Genomic DNA, 24218 nt, shown 5'->3' on the forward strand with positions numbered 1-24218 from the left:
GGCGGCGCGTCGGAGGGGGCCGCCTGCCGCGGCGGCCGCTGCGGCCGGGGTGGGGGTGCCGTCTGTCCCGGCGGCGGCGGGCGCTGCTGGGTCGTCGGCGGCGGGCCGAGCTGCAGCTGGGCGAGCGCCGGCCCGCCGGAAGGCGGGATCAGGGCCGGAGCGACGACGGCCAGACCGGCCAGCGCGGAGAGGATCGCAATCTTGTTCGCCAAGGCCTGATCTGGTGTCCCTGTTGCCGGGCCGCTTTCGCTCGGGCCGGGTCTGGATGCCGGGCGGTCCGGCGTCCGGCGATCACTATGGCCGCGAAAATGGCGGAACCATGCTGCCCCGGCGGTCGGCTTGCGATCTTACGGGCCGGGGGTCCAGGCCTGGTAGTCGCCCGTCGCCTTCGGTCGGCGGCCGGCACTGAGGGTGGAGCCCGGCGGGCGATAGGCGTCTGCCGTCCCGGTGGCGTTCGGCTGATGGGGCTGCTGCCAGGGACGCGGCTGATATGCGGTGGCGGTCGGCGGCTCGGCGGTCCGATGGTGCATCCAGCCCCACCAGCCCGGTGGAATGGCGGAGGCCTCGGCCTGGCCCTGATAGACCACCCAGCGCCGCTCGTGCCCGAGGGCCGGATCCTTGGCGAAGCTGGACCGGTAATACCTGTTGCCGAACTCGTCCTCGCCGACGAAAACCCCCACCCGCCAGATGGTGAGCTGGGTTCCGAAGGTCTGGCTGTTCCACCAGGTGAAGAACTTGAGGAAGAAGGTCTTCATCGCCTGCCCGCGCGCCTGTCGATCAGACCGGTTCATGCCACCCGCCTTCCCGAATGTCCAGCAGTCACCGTGGGCGAAGCAGAACGGCCGCCCCGAGGGGCGGCCGCTGGGTATCCGGGTTCAGACGGTCGCGCGCGTCAGTAGTCGTCGCCGCCGCCATCGTCGTAGCCGGCCGAGTCGTCATAGCCGCCGTGACCGCCGGAGCCGTCATCGCCGGTGAAGCTGTCCTGCGCCGCCGGCTTCTCGGCCGACTGCTGGGCATCCGACGCGGCAGGCGTCGAGGCCGGCGAAGCGGAGGCGGTGCTGGCGCCGCCGCCCATCATGCTGGAGATGGCGTTGGCCGCCAGAATGCCGCCGACCACGCCCACCGCCGCCGTGGCGGCTGTCGCGAGGAAGCCGCCACCGCCGCCCTGCTGGGCGGGAGCGGCCTGCTGCCCCCAGGGGCCGCCGGCAGGACCGCCCATCGGGCCGCCCATCGGACGTCCCTGCGGGCCGCCCATCGGCTGGCTCCACGGACCGCCCTGCTGGGGCGCGCCGAAGTTACCCTGCGGCGGAGCGCCGAAATTCCCCTGCGGCGGGGCGCCGTATCCCTGGGGCGGGCCGCCCTGGGGCTGGCCGAAACCGGGCGGCGGGGGTGCCATGCCGGTGTTCAGCGGGCGTCCCGGCATCGGCGGCGGGGCCGCCGGCTTGGAGCCGAAGATGCTCGACAGGAAGCCGCCGCTCTGCTGCTGCTCGGCCTGCCGCTGCACGTGCTGCAGGTGCTGATGCACCTGGTCGACCTGATTCTGCAGCGACTGCACCTGGCCCTGCAGCGTCTCGTTCTGCTTGGACAGGTCGTTCAGCGCCTGGTCGGAGACATACATCGTCTGCAGCAGGGCGTAGATCGCGCCCGGCTGCTGGACGAGGCGCTCCTTGATGAAGGCATCGACCGCAGGGTCGCGCTGCTGGCTCTCGGCCGATCTCAGGCGGTCGAACAGTCCGGCGATGATATCGCGTTCCTGTTGGTTCATGGGGAAAGATCCTCCGGAAGAACGTTCGTGGCGGGTCGCCCCCGCGTGGTTCCTGTCTGGCATCATCTCATTGCGATCTGATGTCGCGATTCAGAGCCTGAGCCTTCAGGTACCGGGAAGATGGTATATGGCCGCACCGTGCGCCAGAGGCTGGGAGGGGGCGTGGCGGCAAGTCGCAGGGGGGGCGGCCGATCCAACGAAAAAGGCCGGGGCGAACCCCGGCCTCGTCCCCTCGCCCGGCGTGACGGGCTTATTTGTAGGGCAGCTTCGACCACTGGAGATCAACCGAAAGGCTGGCGACGACGCTGTGGCCGCACCAGTTGGACCGGCCCGAACCGGTGAACACGCCGCGATAGTCGCCGGTGGTGGCGAAGCACTGCTGCGAGGTCAGGTTGGTGCCGTGGTAGCGCAGGTCCAGGGTCAGGAAGTCCTTGTAGGTCCACGACACGCCGGCGTTCCAGTAGACGTAATCCTGGATGTTGAAGTCGGCGCCGGGGCCGAACACCGTCGTCGTGCCGAGCCAGTAGTGGCCGACCGCACCCGAGATCGCGAAGTCGTTCGGCAGCTTCACCTTGGCGTTGAGTTCGCCGTAGGTGCCGGCCGCCCCGGTGCCGAGCCAGTTGGGGGCGAAGTAGAGGGCCGCGCCGACATTGACCGTCGGGGTGATGTCGTAGCCGACCTTGCCGTAGACCTCGACGAAGTTGGTCCGCGCCGGCGCCCAGACGCCGTTGAGGGCCGGTGCCGCCAGGCCGGCGGTCACGAACTGCCGCTCGTTCGGATAGAGATAGTACATCACGCCGAGGTCGAAGGTCGCATCGCCGACGACCGGCCGGATGCCGGCATAGAGGTCGACTTCGCCGACCGGCCGGTTCGGCAGCTTCGTCGTCCAGAAGGCGGCGCCGGCATAGAGCCAGCCGTAGCGGGCCTCGCCGTAGACGTTGATCGCGGGGCCACGGGCCGACTGCGAGATGCCGCGGAAATTGTAATCCGAGAGAACCTTGCCGCCGAAGGCGAAGTCGAAGGCCCAGGGGGCCGGCGCGGCGATCGGCGCCGGTGTGGCGACGTCGGCGGCAAAAGCCTGGCTTCCCAGGGTCGCGGCAAGAAGGCCCGTCAGCATCGTTTTGCGGAACATCTGCGTCTCCTGACTGCGGTCGGCGCAGGCCGCCAACCCAAATCACCACATGAACGACACAATGACGCCACATGCGGGCCGGGTGCGACAAGGCAAAAAACCGGGCAGACGCCGGCAAAATGCCCAAAGAGAATGCAAACGATTCCAATGAAAACCCCCTGTGGCACGGCGGCCACAGGGGGTTTGTTAACCAATTTGACCATCGCCGCCGATTCGTCGCTCAGGCGAGCATGCGATAGGCCGGAAGAGTGAGGAACTCCTCGAAGTCCGGCGCCAGCGACAGCTTGGCGAAGAGAGCGATGGCCTCGGCGAATCGGCCCTTCTCGAAAGCCTCCGCTCCGACCTCGGCCTTCACCACCTCCATCTCCTCCTTCAGCGCCTTGTCGAAGAAGGCCGGCGTGCAGGCGATGCCGCCTTCCAGCGCCACGCCATAGGTCGTCCACTGCCAGATCTGCGCCCGCGAGATCTCGGCGGTCGCCGCATCCTCCATCAGGTTGTAGATCGGCACGGCGCCGCGGCCGCGCAGCCAGGCCTCGATGTACTGGACGCCGACGCGGATGTTCTCGCGGTACCCGGCCTCGTTCCGCGTGCCCTCGTGAACCGCCAGCAGGTCCTTCTGGCCGACCACGACGTCGTCGCGCTGGCGCGCCACCTGATTCGGCGTCGGCATCAGCCGGTCGAAGGCTTCCATCGCCACCGGCACGAGGTCCGGGTGGGCGACCCAGGTGCCGTCATGGCCGATGGTCGCCTCGCGCTCCTTGTCGGCCTTCACCTTGGCGAAGGCGGCGGCATTGGCGTCCGGATTGTTCTTGATCGGGATCTGCGCCGCCATGCCACCCATCGCGAAGGCGCCGCGCTTGTGGCAGGTCTTCACCAGGAGTTCGGCATAGGCCTTCAGGAAGGCCTTGCTCATCACCACCTGGCCACGGTCGGGCAGCACGTAGCTCTGGTTCCGCGCGAGCTTCTTGATGAAGGAGAAGATGTAGTCCCAGCGCCCGGCATTGAGGCCGGCCATGTGGTCCTTCAGTTCGAACAGGATCTCGTCCATCTCGAAGGCCGCCGGCAGCGTCTCGATCAGCACGGTCGCCTTGATCGTGCCCTTGGGGATGCCGAGCTTGTCCTGGGCATGGACGAAGACATCGTTCCACAGCCGCGCCTCGAGATGGCTCTCCATCTTCGGCAGATAGAAATAGGGGCCCGAGCCCTGGGCCAGCGCCGCCTTGGCGTTGTGGAAGAGGTAGAGACCGAAGTCGAACAGCGAACCCGACATCTCCTCGCCGTCGACATGCATGTGAACTTCCGGCAGGTGCCAGCCGCGCGGCCGCGGAATGATGACGGCGACCTTGTCCTTCATCGCATAGGACTTGCCGCTGTTCGGGTCGGTGAAGGCGAGCGTGCCGGCCCAGCGATCCCTGAGGTTGATCTGGCCCTCGATCTGGTTGGACCAGGTCGGCGAATTGGCGTCCTCGAAATCGGCCATGAAGCACTTGGCGCCGCAGTTCAGCGCGTTGATGACCATCTTGCGGTCGACCGGGCCGGTGATCTCGACACGGCGGTCCTGCAGATCGGCGGGGATCGGCGCGACGCTCCAGGCGCCGTCACGGATATGCTTGGTCTCCGGCAGGAAGTCGGGAAGGGCGCCGGCGTCGAACTGCTTCTGCCGTTCGGCGCGCAGTTTCAGCAGGCGCTTGCGCGTCTCGTTGAACGTGCGCTGGAGGTCGACCACGAAGGCCACGGCCTCCGGGCTGAGGATCTCGTCATAGCGCGGGCCCATGGCCCCCTTGATGGTGACGCCGGTCGTGGTCATGGCCTGTTTCCTCCAGGAGCCGCATTCTGTGAGATCACTCTAGCGCAACGCCGTCTGTTCCGAAATGGACGAGGGTGATGAAGACTTATTCCATTTTCGGATAAAATCCCGCCGCCGGGGCATCGTCTGGATTTTGTCGACCGCAGGCGCTATGGCGACGGGCAGCAATTCCGTACCGCGGATGATATGGCCGAGATCACGCGCGCAGAGACCTATTCCTTCACGCCCGCCGCTCTGCGGGTCGGTGAGCGGCGGCCGGGCATCTCCGGCTTCGTCCGGACGCGGAACGGGGCCGATTTCGTGGCCGCAGCCATTCGCAGCCATGCCGCCTATGTCGACGAGATCGTCGTCGTCTACAACCAGTGCACCGACGGAACCGAGGCGATCCTCGCGGGACTGCAGGACGAGCTCGGGCCGGAGAAGCTGAAGATCGTCCATTACCTGCCGCGGGTCTTTCCGCCCGGCTCCGACGAGCATATCGCCGAGCCCGCGGATTCGCCGCACAGCGTCGTCAATTACTCGAATTTCGCCCTCGCCTGCACCACCCGCCAGGTCGCCTTCAAGATCGACGACGATCACGTCGCCATGGACGCTGCCTTCGCGCGCATGGCGGCGGACGTCCATCGGGACGGGCTGGCGCCGGGACGCATGGCCTGCTTTTCCGGGATCAACCTGGCGCGGGACGACCAGGGGCGGGTCGGCGTCTTCGCCGCGACGCCGCTGGCGGGCAATGGCGACCACGGCTTCTTCCCCGTGACCCCGGACGCCTATTTCGTCCATGACCGCCGCTATGAGGACTTCCGCAAGTACCACTTTCGCCGTGTCTTCGTCGGCTTCGCCTACTGGCACCTGAAATTTCTCAAAGCGGGCCTCGGCTTCGCCAATTACGAGATATCCGGCGGCGCCAACCGCCGCTTCGCGAAGAAGCAGCGCGACTTCCACCGCCGCCGCGAGGTCATCACCATCGCCGAGCTCGCCGCAACCATGCCGCGCTTGCGCGCCTCGCTGATGCGACTGGTGCCCTTCGACAAATGGGCACTGATCGGCGACCGCGCCCTCGCGCTGGCCGATGGCGCCGTGACCGAGGCCGATCTCGCCGAGGTTTTGGCACGCTACGGCCTCGGCCCGCTCCACCGCTCCGACCAGGCCTCCGCCACAGCGTGACCGCTGCCGCAACCGCCTTCTATTCCGCGGCGTCGAGGGCCCGGGTCGGGCGCGGCGCGTAACCGGCCGCCTCAAGCACATCAGGGACCGGCCCGCCCGTCGCCCAGTCGAGAAGCTCGACCGTATGGACGATCGGAACGCCGCCGCCCCGCTCGGCATAGCCGTTGCCGATCTGGGTGATGCAGCCGATATTGCCGGCGGCGATCATGTCCGGCCGTGTCTTGTCGAGATTGGCGATCTTGCGGTCGCGCAGCCGCTCGGCGATCTCCGGCTGCATGATGTTGTAGACGCCGGCCGATCCGCAGCACAGGTGTCCCTCCGGCGGCTCCTTCACGGTGAAGCCGGCGGCCTTGAGCAGGTTTTTCGGCGCATCCTTGATCTGCTGGCCGTGCTGCATCGAGCAGGCGGAATGGTAGGTCACGACGAGACCGTTCGGCGCCGCGGCGGGCAGGCCGAGGGCCGTCAGATATTCGGTGACGTCCTTCGCCATCGCCGACACACGCGCCGCCTTCTCCGCATAGGCGGGGTCGTCGCGGAACATGAAGCCGTAATCCTTGATCGTCGTGCCGCAGCCCGACGCGGTGATGACGATGGCGTCGAGGCCCTCGCCATCCATCTCGGCAATCCAGGCGTCGATGGTGCGTTTGGCCTGGTCGTGGCTCTGGTCCTCCCGGCCCATGTGATGGACCAGCGCGCCGCAGCAGCCCTCGCCCCTGGCGAAGACCACCTCGACACCGAGGCGGGTCAGCAGACGCACCGTCGCCTCGTTGATCGAGGGCTGCAGCACCGGCTGGGCGCAGCCCTGCAGCAGCACGACGCGGCCGCGCTTCGAACCCTCTGGCGCGTGCACGCCGCCGCGGTCGAGATGCGAGCGGGCGGGGAGCCGGTCCGGGGCGAGGCCGATCATCGCCCGCGTCCGCTTCAGGATGCCGACGCGCTCGGAGATCGGTCCGACCGCCTTGCGCGACACGGCGACCGCGGCCCGGCCCTTCCAGCGCAGCACGGAGACGACCGACAGCGCCTTCTTGGCGAGGAAGCCGCCGGCCAGCGCCAGGCGGAAGCGGTTCGGATAGGGCAGGATGTTGGCGAGGACGGTCCGCATCAGCCGGTCCTGCCACGGGCGCTGGTAGGTCGCCTCGATATGGACCCGGGCGTGGTCGACCAGGTGCATGTAGTGGACGCCCGAGGGACAGGTCGTCATGCACGAGAGGCAGGACAGGCAGCGGTCGACATGTTTGACCACCTCCGCCGTCGCCGGCTGGCCGGTCTCGAACATCTCCTTCATCAGGTAGATACGCCCGCGTGGGGAATCGAGTTCGTCGCCGAGCAACTGATAGGTCGGGCATGTCGCCGTGCAGAAGCCGCAATGGACGCAGGTCCGGAGGATCTTCTCCGAGGCCGCCATGGCCGGATCGGCGAGCTGCTGGGGCGTGAAGTTCGTCTGCATGGACCTCAAACCCCCGGATACATGCGGCCGGGATTGAGCACCCCTGCCGGATCGAAACTCGCCTTCAGCTTGCGCTGGATCGCCATGAGAGGGCCGGCGGGCGGCGAAAAAACGTCCACCGCGCCGCGAACAGCGTCCGGCGCCCGTACCAGCGTGGCATGGCCGCCTGCGGCCTTGGTGGCGGCATGGACGGCCTTCGCGCCCGCATCGCCCGCGGCCGGGACGCCTGCCCAGATAAGGCCACCGCCCCAGTCGAAGACGAGGCGGGGAGACAGGGGTGCCAGCCTCTCGGCCAGGGCCGGTGCGGCCGAGGGCGGCACCGAGAGGCGCCAGACGGCCTCGTCCGTCGCTGCGAACAGAGCCGCGTCGCGGATCTCGGCCCATACGGCGGCCGAGACGCCGGCCGCCATGGTCTCGACCGTCCCGAAGGGCGCCAGCAGCCGCGACAGGGCTTCGGTGCGATAGGTGAGGGAGGCGGCGAAACCCTCGATCCGGATGAGGGTTCGCGCTGCCTCTCCAGCGGTAGCGGGCAGGTGCGCCGCCCCGGTCGGCTCGAAGGGGGAGCCGAGCGCCGCCGACAAGGCTTCCACGGCCCGTGGAATGGACAGACCGGCGACGACCAGCGTCCGCTCACCCTCGGCGACAGGCAGCACCTTGAAACAGACCTCGTGGAAGACGGCGAGCGTGCCGAAGGAGCCGGCCAGCGCCTTGACGAGATCAAGGCCGGTGACGTTCTTCATTACCCGACCACCGGACTTCACGTCCTCGGCCAGGCCGTTGACGAATTTCAGTCCGATCATCGAATCGCGGGCGGCGCCGAGATTGATCCGTGCAGGCCCGGAGACATTGGCCGCAGCGACGCCGCCGACCGTCGGCTCGCCGGTCGTCCCGTATAGCGCGCGGTGGTCCATCGGCTCGAAGGGCAGGCGCTGCCCCCTGGCCGCCAGCGCCTCCGTCACTTCCCGCAGCGGCGTGCCGGCCTTTGCGGCGATGACGAGTTCGGCCGGCTCGTAGAGCGTGATGCCGGAGAGCTTCGCCGTGGAGACCGTTGCAGCCGCCTGGACCGGCCGGCCGAGGCCCGAGCGGGTTCCCCCGCCCGCGACTGCGAGCGGCGTTCCGGCGCGCCTCGCCTCGGCGACGACAGCCGCGAGGTCCGCGGGAGAGGAGGGGGTGTGGAGGGTCATGCCGTTGTTGATCCGTACCAGAAGGCCCCACCCGTACCCTCCCCTCGCTGGCGCGAGGAGAGGGGGACTTCGACGTCCCGCGTCATCATAAGGATTGTGCCCGGCGCAGCCGTCCCCGGCTGGAGGCGCGACGCCATAGTCCCCCTCTCCGCGCAGCGAGGAGGGTGCGGGTGGGGCATTTCGCCGGATGCATCGACGGGCTCCAAATGGTCCATCATGCCGCCTCGCGTGGGGCTTCGTCCCGCGGCGCGTCCAGCGGAAACACCTTGGCCGGGTTGAGGATCCATTTCGGGTCGAGGGCGGTCTTGATCCGCGTCTGCTGCAGGAGGTCGACCTCGGTGAACTGCTCCCGCATCAGGTCGCGCTTCTCGATGCCAACGCCGTGCTCGCCGGTCAGGCAGCCGCCGAGTTGCACGCAGAGCCTGAGAATGTCCTCGCCGGCATGTTCGGCCTTCACCTGCTCGGCCGGATCGTTGACGTTGAACATCACCAGCGGATGCAGGTTACCGTCGCCGGCATGGAAGACGTTGGCGACCCTGAGACCATAGCCCTTGACGATGCGGTCGATGCCCTCCAGCACGTCCGGCAGGCGGCCGGTCGGGATCGTTCCGTCCATGCAGATATAGTCGGCGACGCGGCCGGTGGCGCCAAAGGCGGACTTGCGGCCCTTCCAGATGGCCGCCGTCTCCATCGCCGATTTCGATTCCTTCACCGTTGCCACGTCGTGTCGCCTGGCGATGTCGACGATGCGCGCCAGCATGGCCTCCATCTCGGCCTCCGAGCCCTCGACCTCGATGATCAGCATGGCCTCGACGTCGAGGGGATAGCCGGCCTTGGCGAAGGCTTCGCAGATATGGATCGCCTCGCGGTCCATGTATTCGATGGCGACGGGGATGATGCCGGCGCCGATGATGTCCGACACGGTCTGCCCGGCCTGGGCGATCTCGCGGAAGCCGAACAGCACGGGACGCGCGCCCTCCGCCTGCTTGAGGATCCGCACCGTCACCTCGGTGACGACGCCGAGCTGGCCCTCGGAGCCGACCAGCAGCCCGATCAGGTCATAGCCGGGCGAGTCGAGGGCCCCGCCGCCGATCTCGACGATCTCGCCCTCCACCGTGACCAGCTTCAGGCCGAGGATGTTGTTGGCGGTGACGCCGTATTTCAGGCAGTGCGCGCCGCCGGAATTCATCGCCACATTGCCGGCGATGGTGCAGGCGAGCTGGCTCGACGGGTCGGGTGCATAGAAGAAGCCGGCATGGGCGACCTCGCCGGAAATGGCGAGGTTGGTTATGCCCGCCTCCACCCGCATGGTCCTGTCGGCGAAATTGACGTCGAGCACCCGGTTCATCTTGGCGACGCCGAGGACCACCGCATCCTCCTGCGGGATCGAGCCGCCGCACAGCGACGTGCCGGCACCGCGCGCCACCACCGGCACGCCCTCGGCGTGGCAGAAGGCCATGATCGCCGCGACCTGTTCCGTCGTCTCCGGCAGGACGACGACCATGGGGAGCTTGCGGTAGGAGGTCAGCGCATCGGTCTCGAAGGCGCGACGCTCCTTCTCCTCGGTGATCACGCCCTCGCCGGGCGCGATGGCCCTGAGCGCGGCGACGACGCGGTCGCGCTTGGCCAGCACGTCGGCACGCGGCGCGGGAAAGGCGATGGCCATGGTGTCCTCCCTCTTCCGGTTTCGGGCCTTGAGACCCTCCCGGCTGGATCGATTTCACATGACTATACGCTGGATCCCCTCTGGCGGAATGGTGCGGAACAGGTCAAGATTGTTTCCCTGCAGGAGAGAATAGGGGGGCTCTTTTGACGCCACTCGCCGATCTGGAGGTCTTCGCCCGCGTCGTCACCGCCGGCAGCATGTCTGCCGCCGGCCGCGAGATGGGCCTGTCGCCGGCCGTCATTTCCAAGCGCATCAAGCGGCTGGAGGAGCGGCTCGGCACGCGTCTGCTCCAGCGCACCACGCGGCAATTGTCCCTCACCGAAGCCGGGCAGGGCTATTACGAGCGCGTCGTCGCCATCCTCGCCTCGATCGACGAGGCCGAGACCTTCGTCACCCGCCGTTCGAATCTCGCCCGCGGCACGCTCCGCGTCTCGGCGCCCACCTCCTTCGGCCGGCTGCACATCGCACCACATCTTCGTGCCTTCCTCGGAGCCAATCCAGATCTCGTCGTCCATCTCGAGCTCTCCGACAGTTTCGTCGACATCGTCGCCGAGGGCTACGACGTCGCCATCCGCATCGGCGAACTCGACGATTCGTCCTTTGTCGCCAGGCGCCTCGCCCCCAATCACCGCCTGTTGGTGGCGACACCCGGTTATCTCGCGGCGCGCGGCCGGCCGACGAGCCTCGCCGAACTCGCCGATCACGCGCTGCTGGCCCACAATACCGATACATGGCGGCTGGAGGGTCCGGACGGGCTGCAGGTGGTGCGGCTGCACGGGCCGCTGCGCACCAATTCCTCCGAGGTCGTCCGCGAGGCGGTGCTGGCCGGCATCGGCATCGCCCTGCGCTCCACCTGGGATGTCGGACCGGAGCTGAAGGATGGTCGGCTGGAGGTCGTGCTGCCGCCGTGGCGCGCCTCGCGCCGGGTCGCGGTCCATGCTGTCTACCCGACGCGCCGGTTCCTGCCGCAGAAGGTCAGGGTCTTCGTCGACTGGCTGGCGGCGCTCTACGGCCCGGTGCCCTATTGGGACCAGGGGCTCGACCTCGCGCCTCGGGAAGGCTAGAGGCTTGGCGGTAAGGCCCAGGCGGGCGCGCTGTCCGGTCTGCAGCGTTTGATCTGACCGACGGCCATTCACCCGGAACATCGCATGACGCGCGCCCTGTCCGATCTCGATCTCCGCCTCGCGGGCCTGCTGACCGCGGCCGGCTTCGCGCGTGCCGAACCGCCGCTGCTGATCGCTGCCGATCTGGTGCGCGACCTCGTCGGCGAGGCGCTCGCCCGCCGGCTCTTCCTCACCAGCGACGCGGAAGGCCAGGAGCTCTGCCTCCGGCCCGATTACACGATCCCCGTCGTCCAGGCCCATCTCGAGGGACCGCGGGCCGGCGAAGCCGCCGCCTATTCCTATCTCGGGCCGGTCTTCCGGCATCGCCCCGGCATGACGGGCGAATTCAACCAGGCCGGCATCGAGCTTCTCGGCCGTTCCGACCATGAGGCGGCGGAGGCCGAGGTCGTGGCCCTCGCCCTGAAGGGCGCCCGCCTCTACACGGACGGTCCGCTCACCCTCGCCATCGGCGATGTCGGCATCTTCATGGCGCTGGTCGCCGCCCTCGGCCTGCCGCCCGCCTGGCGCCGGCGCCTCGCCAAGGACTTCCGGCGTTCCGGCATGCTGGAGGGCGACCTGAAGCGCCTTGCCGAGCCGGCCCGCAACGGTTCCACCCATACCGGCCTCCTGGCCGCGCTCGAAGGCTCCGATCCGAAGGCGGCCCGCGCCCTCGTCGCCGACCTCCTGTCCATCGCCGGTATCACCACAGTCGGCGGCCGCTCCGCCGCCGACGTCGCCGAGCGCTTTCTCGAACAGGCGGCGCTGGGCACGGGCGGCCTCAGCCCGGACAAGGTCGCGGTCGTCGAGAAGCTGCTCGCCATCGATACCGATGCCCTCACCGCCGAGGCCGCGATCCGCGATCTCGCGACGGCCTCCGGCCTCGCCATGGGCCCGGCCATCGACCGGCTGGCCCGCCGCAACGCGCTGCTCGCTGCCGCCGGGGTCGACCTGTCGACCGCGCGCTTCTCCACCCGCTTCGGCCGCGACGTCGACTACTACACCGGCCTGGTCTTCGAGGTTCACGACGGCTCCGGACGCGAGGCCCGCCCGCTCGTCGGTGGCGGCCGCTACGACCGGCTCACCGACATGATGACCGCCAAGATGGGTCTCGACATCAAGGTGCCGGCGGTCGGCTGCGCCTTCTGGGTCGAGCGCCTCGCCGTGGCGGGAGGCCGCGCATGACCGACACGCCGCTCGTCTTCGCCATTCCCTCCAAGGGCCGCATCCTCGAATCGGCGCAGGGGTTCCTGGAACGTGCCGGGCTGAAGCCGGTGCAGGGCCGCGGCGCCCGCGACTATCGCGGCACGATCCCGGGCCTCGAACAGGTCGAGGTCGCTTTCCTCTCGGCCTCCGACATCGCCCGCGAACTGGCCGGCGGCACCGTGCATCTCGGTCTCACCGGCCTCGACCTCATGCACGAGGCGACGCCCGAGCCGGAAGACCGCCTCGTCTCGCTCACGCCCCTTGGCTTCTCGCGCGCGGACGTGGTCGTCGCCGTGCCGCAGGCCTGGATCGACGTCGCGACCATGGCCGATCTCGACGATGTCGCCAGCCAGTACCGCGCCCGCCACCGCTCGCGCATGCGCGTCGCCACCAAGTACCTGAATCTGACGCGCGCCTTCTTCGACCGCCACGGCATCGCCGACTACCGCATCGTGGAATCGGCTGGGGCGACCGAGGGCGCCCCGGCGGCCGGCGCCGCCGAACTCGTCGTCGACATCACCACGACCGGCGCGACGCTCGCCGCCAATGCGCTGAAGGTGCTGGACGACGGCATCATCATGAAGTCGGAGGCCCATCTCGTGGCGTCGCGGACGGCGCCCTGGAGCGCAGGCGCGCTCGCCTCCGCGCGCGACATGCTCGACCGCATCGCCTCGCAGGCGCGCGCCCGCAAGGTCCGGGAAGTCCGCACCCGTTTCGCGGCGGCCGACATGGCACTGGTGGACGAGGCGCGGGCGCGCTTCGGCGCCGAGGCGCCCTTCGGCGGCCCGACATCTTCCGGCATGCTGACGCTGCATTGCCCGCCGGCCGCGCTCTTCGCGCTCGCCCGCTTCCTGCGGGAGAAGGGCGCGGAGACCGTCTCCGTCACCGAGCTCGACTATGTCTTCTCGCGCGACAACCCGCTCTACGAGACGCTGGTCGCCGCGCTGGCCTGAGGCTCAGACCGCATTCGTCGAGGTGACGACGAAGGTCTTGAGGTCGCCGTCCTCGTCGCGGATGGAGACATATTCCCCGATCTGGAAGGCGTGGTCACCGAAGCGGAAGCCGGCCTCGTCGTCGTCCTCGGCCGTCGGGTCATAGTCGAAGGTCCAGGTCGCGCCCTTGGCGCCGCCCGCCTTGTGGATGAGCTGGCCGTGCTGGTCGGCCTCGCCCTGCCAGAAGCGGTGCACCTTGCAGAGCGCGCGGTGCTCCTTCCACGCTTCCGCGTCGATGAAGCCCTCCGCCGTCAGCGGCGCGACGAATTCATAGCCGTGCAGCTTCGAGCCCTCGGGATAGCCCGGCGAGCGCGCCATGTTGAGGCGGATGCGGTGAAAGCCTCGGGGGAGTGTCGTCATGCGTCGATACCTCTGACTGTGAGTTATCCTTGATGCGCCCGGACCCGCCGCCCCGCCTTGATCGGGGTCAACTCGCCGGTGCTCAGGGCAGGCCTATGGCCCGCGCGGCCATGACTGCACCCATGCCGGCGGCCATCGCCGCGATGTCCTTGCGCACCGCCAGCATGGTCGCCGCCGCCACCGCGACGCCGATCCAGGCGGAGAGGCCGCCGCGCATCGCCAGCGGCACGACGGTGGCGACGATGATAGCGCCGGGCAGTGCCTCGAGCGCGGCGCGCAGGAACGGCGTCAGCGGCACCCGGCTCATGATCCAGTATCCGGCGAAACGCACCATGTAGGTGGCCGCCGCCATGGCGAGGATCGCCGCTACCGGGCCGGTCCAGTCAGCCGCGGTCACGGAACACTCCGGCGGCCAGCGAGCCGGCGATGGCGCCGGCGATGATGAACCAGAAGCCCTCGACGAGCTGTGCCGTGACCACCGCGACGGCGCCCGCCACCGGCCAGGCCAGCCGGTCGCGCCTCATCCGGAAAAGGCCGACCGACATCACCGTGAAGGTCAGCGGCATGACCATGTCGATGGCGAAGCGCTTCGGGTCAGTCAGAAGGTGGCCGAGGGCGTGGCCAGGAATGGTCGCCAGCGTCCAGACGATCCACATGAAGAGACCGGCGCCGACGAAGACGCCGGCATCCTGTCCGCCTCCCGCATGGTAGCGCGAGCCGATGACGAAATTGGCGTCCGTCAGGCCGGCGAGGCCGAGATGGATAGGCGCCGGCGGCCCACTCGACAGCCAGGGCTGCAGTGCCGCCCCCATCAGCAGGAACCGCAAATTCACCGCCGTCGTCACCACCACGAGCGCGACGATGGCGGAGAGCGAGAAGATTTCCGGCCAGAGCTGCAGCGCGAGGAGCTGGGAGGCGCCCGCATAGACCGAGAAGCTCATCAGCACCGCCTGCCCGAGCGTCAGTCCCTTCTCGGCGGAGGCGGCGCCGACCGCCGCGGCGAAGACCAGCACGCCCGGCAGCATCGGCATGCTCAGCCGAGCGCCTTCGACCATGCCGGCCAGGGTGCAGGGGACGGGACGGTCGGGAGAGGCTGGATCGGGCGGGTGCATTGTGCCTTCGGGTTCTCGGGCCTTTGTCCTGTTCCGCGGCCGGGTGGTCCAGTCCGTCCGGCGCAGGGCGGGGCTTCCCGCATCGCAGGGGTGGAACGGGAGCCACTGCGCCATCGGGCCCGGTTTCGGCAAGATCGCGACGTTCAGGTTTGCCCCACCCTTACCCTCCCCGCTGCGCGGAGAGGGGCACAACGACGTCCCGCAGTCTCGTCCCGGTCGTGCCTGGCGCAAAGCCCGGTTGAGAGGCGCGAGGCAGTAGTCCCCCTCTCCGCGCAGCGGGGAGGGTAAGGGTGGGGCCTTTCTTGACAGCCGCATCCGCACGACGCGGGGCGCTCAATTCAGGCGCTTGCGGAAGCAGAATTCCCAGCTGGCGCTGGCATCTGCGAGGTAGCGCTCCACCGGTTCCGGCACGAAGCCCAGCTTCTCGTAGAAGCGGTGGCCGCGCAGAAAGCGTGTGTCGCTCCACAGAATGATCGTGTCGGCGCCGCGCTGCCGGAGAAGCGCCTCGCCTTCCCCATAGAGCGCCTGCGCGAGGCCCGAGCCGCGCCGGTCCGCGCTCGCATAGACCTTGAACAACTCGCCCCGTCCGGCGTGCCCCGTCATCACCGCGGCGAGCGAGCCGACGATGCGGCCCGCGCTCTCGGCGACGACCAGGCGGCCGCCCTGTCGCTCATAATGGCTGGCGGGGGCCTTCAGTTCTGAGAACTCCTCGTCGATGAAGAGACAGCCCGGATACTCGGCGAAGGTGGCGGCGATCAGCGCGGCGAGGGCCGGGCCGTCGGCATCGGTGGCGGGGCGGAGAATCATGTGCTCGAGGGTCTGACGAGGTCCAGGGCGGTGAGGGGATCGAGCGCTGTCGCGGTGAACCGCGCCTGCAGCGGCACGGCGGCCGCCAGCAGGCGCTGATAGCGGTTGCGCGGCACCTCGACGGCGCCGAGCGTCGCCAGATGCGGCGTCACGAACTGGGTGTCGAGCAGGCGGAACCCGTCGGCGGTGAGGCGCGCCACCAGATGGACTAGCGCCACCTTCGATGCGTCGGTCTCGCGGTGAAACATGCTCTCGCCGAAGAAGGCGCCGCCGAGGCTGACGCCATAGAGGCCGCCGACCAGCCGGTCCTCGCGCCAGACTTCCACCGTGTGGCAATGGCCCATCTGGTAGAGCGCGCCGTAGAGGCGGCGGATGCGGGCATTGATCCAGGTCTGGTCGCGCCCATCGGCAGGCGCGGCGCAGGCCGCGATGACCGCCTCGAAATCATGGTCGAGGCGGATCTCGAACCGGCCCGACTTGACCGTGCGCGCCAGCCGCGAGGAGACGGTGAGCCCGTCCAGCGGAATGATGCCGCGCCGCTCCGGTTCCACCCAGTAGAGGCCGGGATCGTCGGCGCTTTCCGCCATCGGGAAGATGCCGCAGGCATAGGCCTTGAGCAGCACCTCCGGCGTGATGGTCTGGTCGAGGTCGTCGCCGTGACGGGTCATGGTGCGAGACTAGCGCCGGGGCGCGGTTGCGGCCAGTCGGTCGGCAAAGCCATGGGCGGGATCCCGGCGCGCTAACCCAGCGCCTTCTCGAAGCGGATTTCTCCATCGGCCGTTCGGCCGGTCTCGCGCCAGCCCTGATGCCGGTAGAAGCGCTCGGCACGGGTGCCCGGATCCGTCGACAGCCAGGCGCGTCCGTGACCGGTCGTCGCCAGGTGGAGGCATGCCGCATCGAGCAGGGCGCGGGCGATGCCGCGGCCCTCGCTGGCCTGATCCATGAACAGCGCGAAGATCGAGCCGTCGCGCGGGTCGGCCGAGGAGAATCCGTGGATGCCGGTCGCGTCCTCGAAGACCCAGAAGGCGTCGCAGTCGATTAGGTACTGGACGGCGTCGACGATCTTGTCCGGCCGGGAGAGGATGTTCTCCCGGACGGCCATGCGGATCTCGGAAATGCGCGCCAGATCGGCGCGGGTTGCGACCCTGATCACTGCTTCTCGATGCCGGCGACGCGCGCCGCCTCTTCCCACTTCTGCGCCTCGGCGGTGACGCGGGCGGCGAGCTCTTCGGGCGACGAGGGCGCGATCACCATGCCGAGCCGGTCGGTGAGGCTGGCCCTGACCTCGGTGCTGGCGGCGGCGTTGCGCACGGCCTCGTTCAGCTTGGTGACGACTTCGCGGGGGACGCCCGCCGGGGTGAAGAGCCCGAACCAGGCGATGAGCTCATAGCCCTTGGTGCCGGCCGCCTCGTCCACCGTCGGCAGGTCCGGCATCTGCGGCGTGCGCTGCTGCGAGGTGACCGCCAGCGCGCGGACTGTGCCGCCGCGGACCTGCGGCAGCATCACGCCGAGATCGGCTGTGAACAGGGTCACGCGGCCGGCGATCAGGTCCTGCATCGCGTTCGGACCGCTGCGATAGAAGACATGGGTCATCTTGATGCCGGTCATGGTCAGCAGCATCTCGGTCGAAACGCGCTGCGACGCCGAGGCCGAGGCAAAGGTCAGGTCGGTACGGGTCTTGGCGAGGTCGATCAGTTCGCGCAGCGTCGTCGCCGGCACCGAATTGGCCACCGCCACGATCAGCGGCACCGAGCACAGGAAGGACACCGGCTGGAAGTCCTTGTGCATGTCGAAGGGCACGTTGTTGAACAGGGCCGGTGCCGCGGCATTGGTCGAATTGGTGCCGACGAGGATCGTGTATCCGTCGTTCGCCGCCTTGGCGACGGCATCGGCGCCGATCAGGCCGTTGGCGCCGGGGCGGTTCTCGATGACGATGCTCTGGCCGAGCGTCTTGGACATCTGGTCGGCGAAGGTGCGGGCGACGATGTCCGTGGCGCTGCCGGCGGCGAAGGGCACGATCGCGCGGATCGGACGGGTCGGATAGTTCTGCGCCTCGGCGGCCTGAGGAGCCAGCGAGAGGCCCGCAAGGACCAGGGTGGCGGCGGCGGCAAGGCGGGCCATCGACGGCATGGCGCGGAACATGGGCATCTCCCTTTGAACATGTCCGGACGTCGGTCGCGCCCGTTCAGAATGCGGCTATGTCTATCGGCTTTACGGGGGAAGGCAAGGGATCGCAGGATCCTCCAAGTCAGCACGATGCCGGTCATGGCGGCGAACACCTGCGACGTCGCGGCGACTCGTCCGGCCGGGCCGCCGCGGGTTAGAAGAACGGATGGTCGTCATGCCACTGCCGATGCTTTCCCTGCGTTTTCTCGCGGCCTGTGCCATCGCCGCCACCTGGCTCGGCGCACCGGCCGCAGCGCGGGAACTGGTCCCGCTGGACGCGTCCTCGCCGGCCGCGCGGCCGCTGGTGGACCGGCTGCGTCAGGGCGGTCTCGTGCTGTACTTCCGCCACGCCGATACCGCCGGAATGCCCTGCGACAGCTCCTATCGGATCGGTGACCGCGCCGGACAGCGCAACATCTCGGCCCGGGGGCGCGAGCAGTCCCGCCGCATCGGCGCAGCCCTGCGCGCCCTCGGCATTCCCGTTGCCTTTCCGGTCCTCGCGGGTCCCGTCTTCCGCGCCAGGGACACGGCGGAAGAGGCCTTCGGCGCCGGGCAGGTGGCCGTCATCGACGGACTGACGGCCGACGATTTCGCCGGGTCGCGCCTTGGCTGGGTGCTCTCCGAACATCGCCGGCTGATGGCCGACCCGGTGCCGGCCGGCGCGAACCGCATCCTCGTCGGTCACCGCACGCCGGCGATGATGCTCTTCGGGGAGGCGGCCGGCGGCCAGGCCTTTCCGGAGGGATCCGCCATCGTCATGGAGCCGGCGCCGGCTCCGCGCCTCCTCGGTGTCCTCATGCCTGCACCGATTCCCGGCGCCGGCTTCCACAATTGCTGACCCACACTCCCGTATTTCGAGAAATTTCAAAATAGATGTTGACGCTGACCGGAAGCGGCGGCAGTCTGCGGCCATGGACATTCTGACCCAGGCGAACCGGCTGGAAGCCCTCGGCAACCCGACCCGCCTTGCCATCTATCGGGCGCTGGTGCGGGCCGGTCACGCCGGCACTCCCGTCGGCAAGCTGCAGGACGCCATCGGCATCCCGGCCTCGACCCTCTCGCACCATCTCGCCAAGCTCTGCGCCTGCGGTCTCGCCGGCCAGACGCGCGAGGGAACGGTGCTGCGCTGCCGGGCGCACTACGACGTGATGGAACAACTCGTCGCCTTCCTCGCCGCCGAATGCTGCGCGGATGCCATGACGGCGCCGTGCGAGACAACCACATGCGGATGAAGCGGGATGCGGACCGGGGACATCCGGCATTTTATTTCGAAAATTCCGGAATGATAAAAGGAGCAGGTGATGAGAAACATGACGATGCATGACGGCCTCCCGGTCGTGGTGATCGGTGCCGGCCCGGTCGGCCTCGCTGCGGCGGCCGAACTGGCGGAGCGCAACATCCCCTTCCGGATCATCGAGAAGGCACCGGCCGCCGCCGGCGCGGTGTCCGCCTGGGCCCATGTGCGACTGTTCTCGCCATGGCGGTTCAACGTCAGCGATGCCGCGGCCCGGCTGCTCGCCGAAACGGGCTGGCGCCGCCCGCCGGAGGATGTCCACCCCACGGGTGGCGAACTCATCCGCGACTATCTCGCCCCGCTGGCAGCCCATCCGGCCATCGTGCCGCACCTGCAGACGGATGCCGAGGTCGTCGCCGTGGCGCGGGCCGGTACCGACCGGGTGCGCGATGCCGGCCGCGAGGCGCGTCCTTTTCTCGTCCGCCTCCGTTCAGCGGCCGGCGAGACGGAGATGCTCGCCCGTGCCGTGATCGACACCTCCGGCACCTGGTCGCATCCCAACCGCGCGCTCTCGGGCGGGCTCGGAGCGCTCGGCGAGACCGAACCGGCCGTCGCCGCCCACATCGCCTATGCGATGCCGGACGTGCTGGGGCAGGCGCGCGCGCGATATGCCGGCCGCCGTGTCGCCGTCCTGGGGTCGGGCCATTCTGCCATCGGAACCCTCCTCGATCTCGGGCGGATCGCCGCCGAAGCCCCGGGCACGTCGATCGTCTGGCTCTTGCGGGCCGACAGCGTCGAGAGCGCCTATCGCAGCGGTGCCGATGACCAACTGGCCGAGCGCGGCGCCCTCGCCACCACCATGGGCGGCCTCGTCGCCTCCGGGCGCATCGCGGTGCGCACCGGCATCCGCGTCGCGCGCCTCGCGGCGGCGGAGGGGGCGCTGGCCATCGTCACCGATGGCGGCGATCGCCTCGAGGTCGACGAACTCGTCGTCGCCACCGGCTTCCGCCCCGATCACGGCCTCGCCGCGGAACTGCGCCTCGCCCTCGATCCGGCGCTGGAATGTCCGGTGGCGCTCGCCCCGCTGATCGATCCGAACCAGCACTCCTGCGGCACGGTGCGCCCGCATGGCCATGCCGCTCTCGCCCATCCGGATGCCGGGTACTTCATCGCCGGCATGAAGAGCTACGGCCGCGCGCCGACCTTCCTGATGGCGACGGGGCATGAACAGGTCCGTTCGATCGTCGCGCATCTCGCCGGTGACGACAGGGCGGCCGCCGACGTCCGGCTGGTGCTGCCGGAGACGGGCGTCTGTTCCACCGACCGCATCGGCGGCGCGACGACAGAGCCGGGCAAGGCGCAATCCTGCTGTGGGGGTGGAACCGCCGCGGCGCGCGTGCTGGAAACGCAGGACTGAGGCGCGGCGGCCCCGGATTGACCGGGGCCGCTTTCCGCTTTCAGCATCCCGGCATCATCATGCGCGCATCGTTCCCCTTCATCATCTCCGCCCTCGGCCTCACGCAGATCATCTCCTGGGGCACGATCTTCTACGGCATCTCCGTGCTGGCCAAGCCCATGGTGGCCGAGCTCGGCTGGAGCTTCACCTTCATCTTTGCCGGCTTCTCGCTGTCGCTGCTCGTCGGCGGCATCGTGTCGAAACCGGTGGCGCAGCTGATCGAGCGGCGCGGCGGACGATATACCCTGACGCTGGGCTCCATCGTCGGCGGCATCGGCCTGCTGATGCTCTCGCAGGTCAATGATCCGGTGGTCTATATTGCTGCATGGATCGTGCTCGGCTTCGCCTCGCGCCTGACGCTCTATGACGCCGCCTTCGCCATGCTGGTCGAGATCTACGGCATGCGGGCGCGCCGGCCGATCTCCGTCCTGACCCTGTTCGGCGGCCTCGCCTCGAGCATCTTCTGGCCGATCTGCCACTATGCCAACGAGGCCATCGGCTGGCGCGGCGCCTGGATGGTCTGTGCCCTGGCCGTGCTCGTCATCTGCACGCCGCTGCACCTGCTGCTGCCGCGCTTCGGCACCCCGATCGGTGGCAGCGAGGGCAACGGGGCCGGCGAGTCCGATCCGGAGCCGCTGGTTCCGGCGGCACAGCGCTCCTTCGCGATCCTGATGCTCACCATCGCCATGGCGGCCAATTCCTTCATCACCACCGCCCTGTCCGTCCATCTCATCCCCGCCGTGGTGGCGATGGGCATGGGGGCGGCCATGGCGGTGTGGATCTCGTCGCTGCGCGGTGTCTTCCAGACGCTCGGGCGTCTCGCGGAGATCATCTGGGGCCGCAATCTCGATCCCTTCCTCTTCGCCAACATCTCCACCGGCGTGATGGTGCTGGCCTTCCTGCCGCTGGCGATCGGCGGGGTCGGCGTGCCCTATTTCTTCGCCTTCAACGTGCTCTTCGGCATTTCTGTCGGTCTCGCCACCATCGTGAAAGGGGCTGTCCCCCTCGTCCTCTTCGGCAAGAGCGGCTATGCCGGCGTCCTCGCCTCCATCGCGACGCCGGGCCTGATCGTCACCGCGGCGGCGCCGACCGCCTATGCCGCCGTGCTCGATACATCGGGTCCCGTGGCGGGTTTCTGGCTGCTCTTCGTCATCGCCATCCTCTCCTTCTCGGCGACGGCGGCCCTTGCATGGAGGTTCCGCCGCAGCCCAATCTGACCCCGGGGAAGCGGCGATGATTCTCGAGTTCTGGCAGGGGGCGGGCGATCCGGTACGCGGTGTGGCGGTGCTCGTGCGGGCCATCGCCACGGCGAGCGCTCTGGGTGCGGCCGGCGCGGCGCTGTTCCTCGTCTTTCTCAGCGAGAGGCTCACCTTCGAGGAGGCCCGCGCCGCCCGGCGCTGGCTCGTTCTCTTCGTCGCTGTCGCCCTCGTTTCGAGCGCGGCTCTCTGGCCCTTCCGCGCGGCTGCGCTGACCGGCGTCGGTGCGGGCATGGGCCGCTGGCAACTCTACCCCGAGATCGCCCGCTCGCCCTTCGGCGATGCCGCCTTCACCCTGCTGGCCGGTCTCGCCCTGCTGCTCTTCGCCCGCGTGCGGACCGCATGGGGAGCCGGGCTGGCGACGGCCGGCGCCCTGCTGGTCTGCCTCGCGCCGGCGCTCGCAGGTCATGCGGGGGCTCATGGCCGTCGTCAGGAACTGATCGCCCTCAGCCTCGTTCACGGCGCCGCAGCGGCCTTCTGGTTCGGCAGCCTGTTTCCGTTGCGCAGCGTTGCCCGGCGGCGCGACCCGCGCACGGCGTCCGAGACCATTCTCGCCTGGTCCCGCTTCGCCATGGTCTTCGCGGGTCTCGCTGTCGCGACCGGGGTTGCCCTGGCGCTCGTCCTCGCCGGCTCGCCCGCCGCCCTGGTAAGGACCGGCTATGGCTGGGCGGTGCTCGCCAAGACCGCCCTCGTCGGCGCCATGGTGCTCGGCGCTCTCGCCTGCCGATTCAAGCATGTCCGCCTGATGCAGCGCGGCGACGTTCTGGCGGGTGAGGCCTTCCGCACCTCCTGCGGACGGCAGATCCTCTTCGCGCTTCTGATCTTCTACGCGACGGCCGAGCTCACGGCAGCCGACCTGCCCGTCGCCGCCGGCCGTTGACGGCTCAGGCGCCCACCAGCATTTCGAGGCCCCGGTCGGTCAGCGCTTTTGCCAGCGCCTTTGTCGGGCGCTGGTCGACGATGATCCCGGTGGCGGCATCCGCGCCCTCGATACGCACCGGAGTCTCGCGCTCGATGGAGCAGGAATCGACGAGGAAATAGGCGCGCTTGGCTGCGGCGATCATCAGCTTGCGCTGTTCGGCCCAGACGCGGCTGAAATCCGTCGGCTGACCGTCGGCGGCCATGCCTCCCACCGCGATGAAGGCGATGTCGACGCGGTAGTTGCGGAGCATGGCCATGGTGTCGATGCCGACGGCGCCGTCGCTCGCCGCATCGACTTCACCGCCGAGCATCACCACCCGAATACCGGGCACCTGGGAGAGCAGGGCCGCATTGGCGATGCCGTTGGTGATGACGGTCAGGCGGGACTTGCCGGCGAGGGCGGAGGCCACTGCCAGCGCGGTGGCGCCGGAATCAAGCAGCACGACGCTGCCGTTCTCGACCAGCGCCGCGGCGGCGCGGGCAATGGCCGAACGGCCGGAGGGATTCTCGGCGATCCGCGGCATCTGGGTCCGGTTGTCGCTACCGCGCTGCGAGGCGCCGCCATGCACGATGGTGACCTCGCCGCGATCGGCAAACAGCTTCAGGTCGCGACGGATCGTCTCTCGCGAGACGTCGAGCGTGGCGGCGAGTCCGGAAACCGTGACCGTGCCGGCTTCCGCAAGCATCATGCGGATGCGATCATGCCGGGTGATGGCAAGGGGTCTGGACATCGCGTTGAGGTTCCCTCCTCGAGTGTGTGTCATGATACCAATGACCATGTCCGGGAGGGGCAATTCATGCGTGTTTATACGTATGCGCGGTGCTGACGCAGCCTACAGGTCCAATGTCGGGATTGCTCTGTTCAATGCGCAGGGCCTGGTTCTGATCGCCCGCCGCATCGGCGACGATGGTCCCGAGGTCATCTATCCCGGCTTCGAGTGGCAGATGCCGCAAGGGGGAACCGACCCCGGTGAGGACCTGGAAACGGCAGCACGGCGTGAACTCTACGAGGAAACGGGTGTGACCTCGGCCCGGCTGCTTGGCCAGCTCCACCAGCCCGTCGCCTATGACTGGCCGCCCTATCACGGCCCGCCGCACCGGCTCGGCCGCTGGCGCGGTCAGAGCCAGGTCTGGTTCGCCTTCCGCTTCGCCGGCGCCGACAGCGAGATCGACCTCACCTCGCCGCAGACGGGAGAGGCGGCGGAGTTCGATGCCTGGCGCTGGGAGCGGCTGGCGGTCCTTCCCGCGCTGGTCGTGCCCTACAAGCGGCAGGTCTATGCGGCGGTGGTGGACGGTTTCGCCGGTTTCGCCGGGCCTTCCGCTGCAAACCACGATCGGATCGTGCCCGCTTCCGGTTGATCATGATGTGGTCACGATGGCCGACGATGGTCGCTCCGCCTGCCGTATTTCGCCTGCCATACTTCGCCTGCCGCCTGCCGATGG

At 69.0% G+C, this 24218-nt stretch carries 26 protein-coding genes; 10 read left to right on the forward strand and 16 right to left on the reverse strand.

Annotated elements, in window-relative coordinates; all coding sequences use genetic code 11:
* From Q8O26_RS08455 to aceB, 5 genes are all read right to left on the reverse strand, one after another.
* Nucleotides 1-212 (reverse strand): hypothetical protein (locus Q8O26_RS08455; RefSeq protein WP_371134499.1); only part of this gene is annotated, 212 nt, incomplete at its 3' end.
* A 135-nt stretch (nucleotides 213-347) separates the two neighbouring features.
* The gene (locus Q8O26_RS08460; protein WP_305575185.1) at nucleotides 348-755 is read right to left on the reverse strand and encodes an NADH:ubiquinone oxidoreductase subunit NDUFA12; all 408 of its coding nucleotides are present in this window, start codon (nucleotides 753-755) and stop codon (nucleotides 348-350) included.
* Nucleotides 756-892: 137 nt separating this feature from the next.
* Entirely contained in the window at nucleotides 893-1765 is an 873-nt protein-coding gene (locus tag Q8O26_RS08465) for a DUF2076 domain-containing protein (RefSeq protein WP_305575063.1), read from the reverse strand.
* 250 nt (nucleotides 1766-2015) lie between these two features.
* A complete protein-coding gene (locus tag Q8O26_RS08470) occupies nucleotides 2016-2897 on the reverse strand; it encodes a TorF family putative porin (protein ID WP_305575064.1) in 882 nt (293 codons plus the stop codon).
* A 220-nt stretch (nucleotides 2898-3117) separates the two neighbouring features.
* Nucleotides 3118-4704 (reverse strand): malate synthase A, encoded by a 1587-nt coding sequence (aceB, locus tag Q8O26_RS08475; RefSeq protein ID WP_305575065.1) that lies wholly within the window; start codon nucleotides 4702-4704, stop codon nucleotides 3118-3120.
* Between the two features lie 186 nt (nucleotides 4705-4890).
* On the opposite strand from aceB, the gene Q8O26_RS08480 reads away from it, so the two are divergent.
* Complete coding sequence (locus Q8O26_RS08480) at nucleotides 4891-5868, forward strand: hypothetical protein (RefSeq protein WP_305575066.1); 978 nt, start codon at nucleotides 4891-4893, stop codon at nucleotides 5866-5868.
* A gap of 19 nt (nucleotides 5869-5887) precedes the next feature.
* Here the strand turns inward: Q8O26_RS08480 and Q8O26_RS08485 are convergent, their stop codons facing one another.
* The 3 genes from Q8O26_RS08485 to Q8O26_RS08495 all read right to left on the reverse strand — a co-directional run bounded on the left by Q8O26_RS08485 (nucleotide 5888) and on the right by Q8O26_RS08495 (nucleotide 10165).
* Nucleotides 5888-7315 carry a heterodisulfide reductase-related iron-sulfur binding cluster gene (locus Q8O26_RS08485; RefSeq protein WP_305575067.1) on the reverse strand — a complete coding sequence of 476 codons (1428 nt, stop codon included), beginning with the start codon at nucleotides 7313-7315 and terminating at the stop codon, nucleotides 5888-5890.
* Nucleotides 7316-7320: 5 nt separating this feature from the next.
* Nucleotides 7321-8499: an FAD-binding protein gene (locus Q8O26_RS08490; protein WP_305575068.1), complete on the reverse strand. Its 1179-nt coding sequence runs from the start codon at nucleotides 8497-8499 to the stop codon at nucleotides 7321-7323.
* Nucleotides 8500-8713: 214 nt separating this feature from the next.
* Nucleotides 8714-10165 (reverse strand): FAD-linked oxidase C-terminal domain-containing protein, encoded by a 1452-nt coding sequence (locus tag Q8O26_RS08495; RefSeq protein WP_305575069.1) that lies wholly within the window; start codon nucleotides 10163-10165, stop codon nucleotides 8714-8716.
* A gap of 197 nt (nucleotides 10166-10362) precedes the next feature.
* Between Q8O26_RS08495 and Q8O26_RS08500 the strand changes: the two genes are divergently transcribed.
* The 3 genes from Q8O26_RS08500 (at nucleotide 10363) to hisG (ending at nucleotide 13424) form a co-directional block, all read left to right on the forward strand.
* Entirely contained in the window at nucleotides 10363-11229 is an 867-nt protein-coding gene (locus Q8O26_RS08500; protein WP_371134505.1) for a LysR family transcriptional regulator, read from the forward strand.
* A gap of 84 nt (nucleotides 11230-11313) precedes the next feature.
* Nucleotides 11314-12450 (forward strand): ATP phosphoribosyltransferase regulatory subunit, encoded by a 1137-nt coding sequence (locus Q8O26_RS08505; RefSeq protein WP_305575071.1) that lies wholly within the window; start codon nucleotides 11314-11316, stop codon nucleotides 12448-12450.
* Nucleotides 12447-13424, forward strand: a complete 978-nt coding sequence (gene hisG, locus Q8O26_RS08510; protein ID WP_305575072.1) for an ATP phosphoribosyltransferase — start codon at nucleotides 12447-12449, stop codon at nucleotides 13422-13424. Before Q8O26_RS08505 ends, hisG begins: the two co-directional genes overlap by 4 nt.
* Nucleotides 13425-13427: 3 nt before the next feature.
* Here the strand turns inward: hisG and Q8O26_RS08515 are convergent, their stop codons facing one another.
* From Q8O26_RS08515 to Q8O26_RS08545, 7 genes are all read right to left on the reverse strand, one after another.
* The gene (locus Q8O26_RS08515) at nucleotides 13428-13823 is read right to left on the reverse strand and encodes a hypothetical protein (RefSeq protein WP_305575073.1); all 396 of its coding nucleotides are present in this window, start codon (nucleotides 13821-13823) and stop codon (nucleotides 13428-13430) included.
* An 82-nt stretch (nucleotides 13824-13905) separates the two neighbouring features.
* On the reverse strand, nucleotides 13906-14220 hold the full coding sequence (locus Q8O26_RS08520; protein WP_305575074.1) for an AzlD family protein: 315 nt from the start codon (nucleotides 14218-14220) through the stop codon (nucleotides 13906-13908).
* Nucleotides 14207-14854: an AzlC family ABC transporter permease gene (locus tag Q8O26_RS08525; RefSeq protein WP_305575075.1), complete on the reverse strand. Its 648-nt coding sequence runs from the start codon at nucleotides 14852-14854 to the stop codon at nucleotides 14207-14209. Before Q8O26_RS08525 ends, Q8O26_RS08520 begins: the two co-directional genes overlap by 14 nt.
* Nucleotides 14855-15268: 414 nt before the next feature.
* The gene (locus Q8O26_RS08530) at nucleotides 15269-15742 is read right to left on the reverse strand and encodes a GNAT family N-acetyltransferase (RefSeq protein ID WP_305575076.1); all 474 of its coding nucleotides are present in this window, start codon (nucleotides 15740-15742) and stop codon (nucleotides 15269-15271) included.
* Nucleotides 15739-16410: a leucyl/phenylalanyl-tRNA--protein transferase gene (aat, locus tag Q8O26_RS08535; protein ID WP_305575077.1), complete on the reverse strand. Its 672-nt coding sequence runs from the start codon at nucleotides 16408-16410 to the stop codon at nucleotides 15739-15741. The genes Q8O26_RS08530 and aat overlap by 4 nt, the downstream gene beginning before the upstream one ends.
* A gap of 71 nt (nucleotides 16411-16481) precedes the next feature.
* A complete protein-coding gene (locus Q8O26_RS08540) occupies nucleotides 16482-16895 on the reverse strand; it encodes an N-acetyltransferase (protein WP_305575078.1) in 414 nt (137 codons plus the stop codon).
* Complete coding sequence (locus Q8O26_RS08545) at nucleotides 16892-17884, reverse strand: tripartite tricarboxylate transporter substrate binding protein (protein ID WP_305575079.1); 993 nt, start codon at nucleotides 17882-17884, stop codon at nucleotides 16892-16894. Before Q8O26_RS08545 ends, Q8O26_RS08540 begins: the two co-directional genes overlap by 4 nt.
* Nucleotides 17885-18083: 199 nt before the next feature.
* On the opposite strand from Q8O26_RS08545, the gene Q8O26_RS08550 reads away from it, so the two are divergent.
* The 5 genes from Q8O26_RS08550 (at nucleotide 18084) to Q8O26_RS08570 (ending at nucleotide 22734) form a co-directional block, all read left to right on the forward strand.
* Nucleotides 18084-18746 (forward strand): hypothetical protein, encoded by a 663-nt coding sequence (locus Q8O26_RS08550; protein WP_305575080.1) that lies wholly within the window; start codon nucleotides 18084-18086, stop codon nucleotides 18744-18746.
* A 73-nt stretch (nucleotides 18747-18819) separates the two neighbouring features.
* Nucleotides 18820-19140, forward strand: coding sequence for a helix-turn-helix transcriptional regulator (locus tag Q8O26_RS08555; protein ID WP_305575081.1), 321 nt, complete (start codon nucleotides 18820-18822; stop codon nucleotides 19138-19140).
* Nucleotides 19141-19209: 69 nt separating this feature from the next.
* Nucleotides 19210-20559, forward strand: coding sequence for an NAD(P)-binding domain-containing protein (locus tag Q8O26_RS08560; RefSeq protein ID WP_305575082.1), 1350 nt, complete (start codon nucleotides 19210-19212; stop codon nucleotides 20557-20559).
* Nucleotides 20560-20618: 59 nt separating this feature from the next.
* Nucleotides 20619-21815 (forward strand): MFS transporter, encoded by a 1197-nt coding sequence (locus Q8O26_RS08565; protein WP_305575083.1) that lies wholly within the window; start codon nucleotides 20619-20621, stop codon nucleotides 21813-21815.
* 16 nt (nucleotides 21816-21831) lie between these two features.
* Nucleotides 21832-22734: a copper resistance D family protein gene (locus tag Q8O26_RS08570; protein WP_305575084.1), complete on the forward strand. Its 903-nt coding sequence runs from the start codon at nucleotides 21832-21834 to the stop codon at nucleotides 22732-22734.
* 4 nt (nucleotides 22735-22738) lie between these two features.
* On the opposite strand, the gene Q8O26_RS08575 is transcribed toward Q8O26_RS08570, so the two are convergent.
* Nucleotides 22739-23506, reverse strand: coding sequence for a DeoR/GlpR family DNA-binding transcription regulator (locus Q8O26_RS08575; protein ID WP_305575085.1), 768 nt, complete (start codon nucleotides 23504-23506; stop codon nucleotides 22739-22741).
* 82 nt (nucleotides 23507-23588) lie between these two features.
* Here Q8O26_RS08575 and Q8O26_RS08580 point away from each other — a divergent pair, with 82 nt between their 5' ends.
* Nucleotides 23589-24134, forward strand: coding sequence for an RNA pyrophosphohydrolase (locus Q8O26_RS08580; protein ID WP_305575086.1), 546 nt, complete (start codon nucleotides 23589-23591; stop codon nucleotides 24132-24134).
* Nucleotides 24135-24218: the final 84 nt, after the last annotated feature.

This window comes from Phreatobacter sp., from assembly GCF_030691135.1.
Lineage (GTDB): Bacteria > Pseudomonadota > Alphaproteobacteria > Rhizobiales > Phreatobacteraceae > Phreatobacter.